Annotated in this window: 3 protein-coding genes; 1 reads left to right on the top strand and 2 read right to left on the bottom strand. The window is 43.9% G+C overall.

The window, feature by feature from the left end; genetic code table 11:
- Positions 1–166: 166 nt before the first annotated feature.
- Positions 167–2,812, top strand: a complete 2,646-nt coding sequence (locus IQ242_RS16975; protein ID WP_193960779.1) for an efflux RND transporter permease subunit — start codon at positions 167–169, stop codon at positions 2,810–2,812.
- 6 nt (positions 2,813–2,818) lie between these two features.
- Here the strand turns inward: IQ242_RS16975 and IQ242_RS16970 are convergent, their stop codons facing one another.
- On the bottom strand, positions 2,819–4,243 hold the full coding sequence (locus IQ242_RS16970) for an FAD-binding domain-containing protein (protein ID WP_193960778.1): 1,425 nt from the start codon (positions 4,241–4,243) through the stop codon (positions 2,819–2,821).
- Positions 4,244–4,409: 166 nt separating this feature from the next.
- Positions 4,410–4,846: Uma2 family endonuclease (locus IQ242_RS16965; protein WP_193960777.1), on the bottom strand; the 437-nt coding region annotated here is incomplete at its 5' end.

The following is a 4,846-nucleotide window of genomic DNA, read 5'->3' as shown; positions in this document are numbered from 1 at the left end:
ACCATTGGGTTAGGAGTCAGTTATCAGTTATCAGTTATCAGTTATCAGTTATCAGTTATCAGTTATCAGTTATCAGTTATCAGTTATCAGTTATCAGTTATCAGTTCACTGAGAAAACTCCCCACACCCTACACCCCACACCCGACACCCCACTTATTCAACAAAGATGAAAGAATCATGGCGAGAACGTCTGAATATCTCTCGAATAGCGATTAATGCCCCGAGGTTAACCATTGCTTTCTGGTTAGCGGTGGCCATGGCAGGAATTTTGGCTTTTAGTTCCCTAAAATACGCTCTTTTCCCCGATATCAGCTTTCCAGTCGTAATAATTAACGCTCAAGCGGATTTAGCTACTGCTATCACCACGGAACAGCAATTAACTAAACCCCTAGAAAATCCCCTTTTCTCTCTCCCCGGTTGTCGCGATGTTTCCTCGACTACTGGCCCCGGACAGTCAGTAATCAGCGTTTTCTTTAAAATTGGCACAAATTTAGACAAAGCCACCGCAGCAGTTAAACAGACTATCTCGCAAGTCCCTTTACCCCCTCAAGCTACCACAGAAGTTATCCCCGTTGATTTAAATGAGTCGGCAACAGTCACCTATGCGCTGGTGAGTGAGCAGAAAACCCTAGAAGAATTAAGCCAAATCGCCCAAGATAATTTAATTCCGCCCTTAAAAGCTCTCCCTGATACGGCTAAAGTTAATTTACTCGGTCAAGGTACAGTTAGGGAAGATAATCCCCATAAAAGCTTAACCCGACCATTACCCACACTGGTGCGCTTTAATGGTCAAGAAGCGATCGCTGTGCAGGTAATCAAAAAAGGTGCCGCTAATAGTCTCGATCTGGTCGCTCAGGCAGAAAAACGGGTTAAAGACATAGCACAAAAACTGCCCGATGTCAAGATAATTTTAGCTGAAACCCAAGCGGAATATATTCGCGCTGCCCTACAAGGCACGATCGATGATTTACTCTTGGCAGTTTTGCTGTCGGTGCTGGTGATCTGGATATTTTTAGGCAGTTTCGCCGCTACAATCATTTCTGCTCTGGTTATCCCCCTATCTCTTTTGGGGACTTTCATTATCATGGCCATCTATGGTTTTAATCTGGAAACCCTGACACTGCTGGCCCTGGCTTTGGTAATCGGCATTGTCGTGGATGATGCGATTGTCGATGTGGAGAATATTTCCCGTTTAATCGACGCGGGGGAAACCCCGAAAAATGCGGCACTCAAGGGGACAAGGGAGATCGGATTAGCTGTCACCGCCTCCACTTTAACCATTGTTGCCGTGTTTATACCCGTGGCTTTTATGGGGGGTGCGGTGGGGCAGTTTTTCCAACCCTTCGGTTTAACTGTCTCGGCTGCGGTGATTTTTTCCCTGTTGGTCGCCCGAACTTTATCGCCCGTTTTGGCAGTATATTGGCTGAAGCCGCAGTCACAGGCAAAAATGACGAAACAAAAGCGACCGGTTGAAAATGCCTATCGACGGCTTTTAAACTGGTCACTGCGTCATCGTTTGCTGGTCATTGCTATTGCTCTAATTACCTTTTTGGCGGGTATTGCCTTGATTCCTTTTATTTCTAGGGGATTTATTCCCCGACTCGATCGCGGCGAGTTTAATCTGGTTTATACCTCTCCTTTGCCGAAAATAACGCAAATTAGTCCTAATAAACCGACCGCTAAGAGTTATAGCGATAGTTTCGCTTGGATTTCCCAGTTAGCGAGTTCTCCCGAAAGTTTTCTCCTGCGTCGCACTATCCGGGATGGCAGCAAATTAGAAGCGCCGATTTTACGGGATGGGGAAGTGGAATCGACTTTTCTGATCGCCGGTTTACGGGGTGAGCCGAATCGGGGCAAAATTCACGTTACACTGAAGGGCGATCGTAAGTCTCACACCAGTGCCGTGCAGCAACGGATTCGGCAAATTTTACCGCCAATTAGAGGGGTGAATGTCAGTGTCGAGGACATTCCTTTTGTGCAGACGGAAGCGGAAAAGCCGATCCAAATTGCGATTAAAAGCGATGATTTCAAGCTATTGCGCGATAGTGCCGAGAAATTGCGGGTTGAGTCCGCTAAAATCGCCGGTTTAAAGGATATTTCCCTATCATCTAGATTAAATGAGCGGGGGGATTTTTTGGCGATCGAGCGTTTAAATGGTCAACAGGCGATTTTTCTCAGTGCTAATCTTAGTCCCGATTTAGGATTAGAAGATGCGGCGATTAAAATTGAAGGGATTCCTTTACCGGAAGGGATAACTTTACAGCGTTGGGGTACTTCTTCTCAAAGTAGCGATGTTTTGGGCAGTTTTGGTCGCACTTTAATCCTAGCGACAATTTTAATGTTAGGAGTTTTATGGTTATTATTCAGAAGACTGTCAGAAACTATCGTCATCGCTTTATGTTTACCTTTAGCGATTGTGGGGGCAATGTTGGGGTTATTGGTAACGGGTAGTGAGTTTAGTATGATTTCTTTGATCGGGTTTATCTTCCTCTTGGGATTACTGGATAAAAACGCTGTGTTATTGCTGGATTATACTAACCAATTGCGTCAACAGGGTTGGAGTCGGGAGGAAGCGGTGTTAGAAACGGGAATGATTAGGTTAAGACCGATTTTAATGACCACTTGTTCGACAATTTTAGGTATGATTCCGCTCGCTTTGGGATTGGGTACCGGTGCGGAATTGCGGCAACCCATGGCGATGGTGATTGTGGGAGGTTTAGTCACTTCTTCCCTGTTGAGTTTAATTGTTGTGCCTGTGTTATATCTAAGTTTAGAGGATGTTTGGAACCAGATTAAAGCCGGTCAAAAGTAGCTAGTTTTACCGTTTTGGCTTCTGATTACTATAGAGTCGTTTGAATTCTTTTTGTTGTTGATTATGATCGACAATTGGCTCAGGATAACCACAACGATGTCTTTCTAAACGGGGGATTTTCCCAGTTACTAAATATTCCGTATCTACGGAAGCTAATTCCGGCAACCATTGACGAATATATTCCCCTTCTGGATCGAATTTTTGTGTCTGACTAGCGGGATTAAAAATTCTTAAAGGTTTCGGATCCATGCCACTAGAGGCACTCCACTGCCAACCACCATTATTAGCGGCTAAATCGCCATCAAAAAGTTTCTGCATGAAGTATTTTTCGCCTTTTTGCCAGTTAATAATTAAATCTTTGGTTAAAAAACTCGCCACGATCATGCGACAACGATTGTGCATCCATCCCGTTTCATTTAATTGTCGCATCGCCGCGTCAACGATCGGATAGCCGGTTTTTCCCTGGCACCAAGCTTGAAAATGTTCTTCGTTATCCTGCCAAGGAAAATGACGAAATTCTTTTCTATAAGCACCGACCGCCAATTCTGGGAAAAAATAGAGACAATGCTGGTAAAATTCCCGCCAAGCTAACTCTTGCTGCCAAGTCATAATACTATCTTTTGCTTCCTGAGCGCGGCAATTTTCTAATAACTCTAGGGTTGCCGTCCAAATCGTGCGAATGCCAATCGCCCCAAATTTTAAAGCGGCACTCAAGCGCGAGGTGCCATCAAAAGCGGGGAAGTTACGATCTTCTTGATAATTGTTAATAACCCCTTGACAAAATTCTTCTAATCTGCTAAGAGCGGCTTTTTCTCCGGGGGTGAGGGGTAAGGGATTTTGCCAAGTAAAACCTAAATTTTCTAGGGTTGGTAAATTAATAGTTTCTGTGAGTTTCTCCCCCTCATTTTCGTCTAATCCTTGCAGGGTTTCTAGGGTTGTGGGGCTGGCTTTGGCTAATTGGCTCCAATTTTTCCAAAAAGGAGTATATACGGTGTAGGGGCTTTTTGAGAGGGTGAGGACTTGTCCTGGAGCGTGGAGAAGTTGATCCCAGAAGGTTTCTACTTCAATTCCTTTTGTTTGTAAAGCGGCAATTACCTGTTGATCCCGTTGACGCGCATAGGGTTCGATATCGAGGTTAAAAAAAACTGCTTTTGCCGATAAATTGCCGGCTAAGTTGACGAGTGTTTGACTGGGGTTGCCGCGAATAATCAGTAATTGACTACCTTTTTGGCGATAATTTTTTTCTAATTCCTCTAGACAACCGAGGAGATAGGCAACTCTAGCCGGGGCGATATCATCCCCTTCTAAAATAGCAGGATCGAGGCAGAAAACCCCGATAATTTTCGGACTACGCTCCCTAGCTTTACTCAGTCCAATATTATCCGAGAGACGTAAATCGCGACGATGCCAGAAAAGGATTAGATTTGACATAAATAAGCTGCCCGCGCATTTAAATTGCTGGTTGAGATGAGGCAAGAGGCAAGGGGAGGTGAGGAAAATTCGGCTAATCTAAGGATAGGTGGTTTAAATGCGTCTTAGCTCACTCTTTCTATAATTATAGGACACTGGATCAAGAATAATTGTCTAATTTTAAAATCTAGCTGTGATTGGCAGTTAGTTTATTGACAAAATCTCGATGTCCTGCTGTTTCTAACCCCCGCTGCAAAATCACTAAAACTTTTCCTAAGTCGCCCATTAATAAAGCGTTTTTATCTAGCCATAAACCGGGGAAGATTTGGGAGCGTATTATGCCATCACTATCGGGTTCTAGTTTAATATATTCTCCTTCCTGTAGCCGAAACCAATCAAATTCTTGTTCATAAAACCGCCAGACTAGGTATTCTTGGACTTGATTGCGACGGTAAACATTTAATTTTTTATGAACATCGTAGGAAGCACTAGAAGCAGCAATTTCGACAATTAATTCCGGCGCTCCTTCTACATAATCATCTTGACTAATTGTCGATTGTCCTCCCTTGTCAATTCTTAATAGGGCATCCGGTTGGGGTTCGTTATCAATATCTAATCTCACGG

The sequence above is a fragment of the Microcystis sp. LEGE 08355 genome, assembly GCF_015207185.1.
GTDB classification, from domain to species: Bacteria; Cyanobacteriota; Cyanobacteriia; order Cyanobacteriales; family Microcystaceae; genus Microcystis; species Microcystis panniformis.
Note: the sequence above shows the minus strand (reverse complement) of the source record. Positions and strands in the feature narration are given on the sequence as shown.

Excerpts from the sequence above, each read along its gene's own strand:
- IQ242_RS16970 (WP_193960778.1), bottom strand. The coding sequence starts at position 4,243 with ATGTCAAATCTAATCCTTTTCTGGCATCGTCGCGATTTACGTCTCTCG.
- IQ242_RS16975 (WP_193960779.1), top strand. The coding sequence starts at position 167 with ATGAAAGAATCATGGCGAGAACGTCTGAATATCTCTCGAATAGCGATT.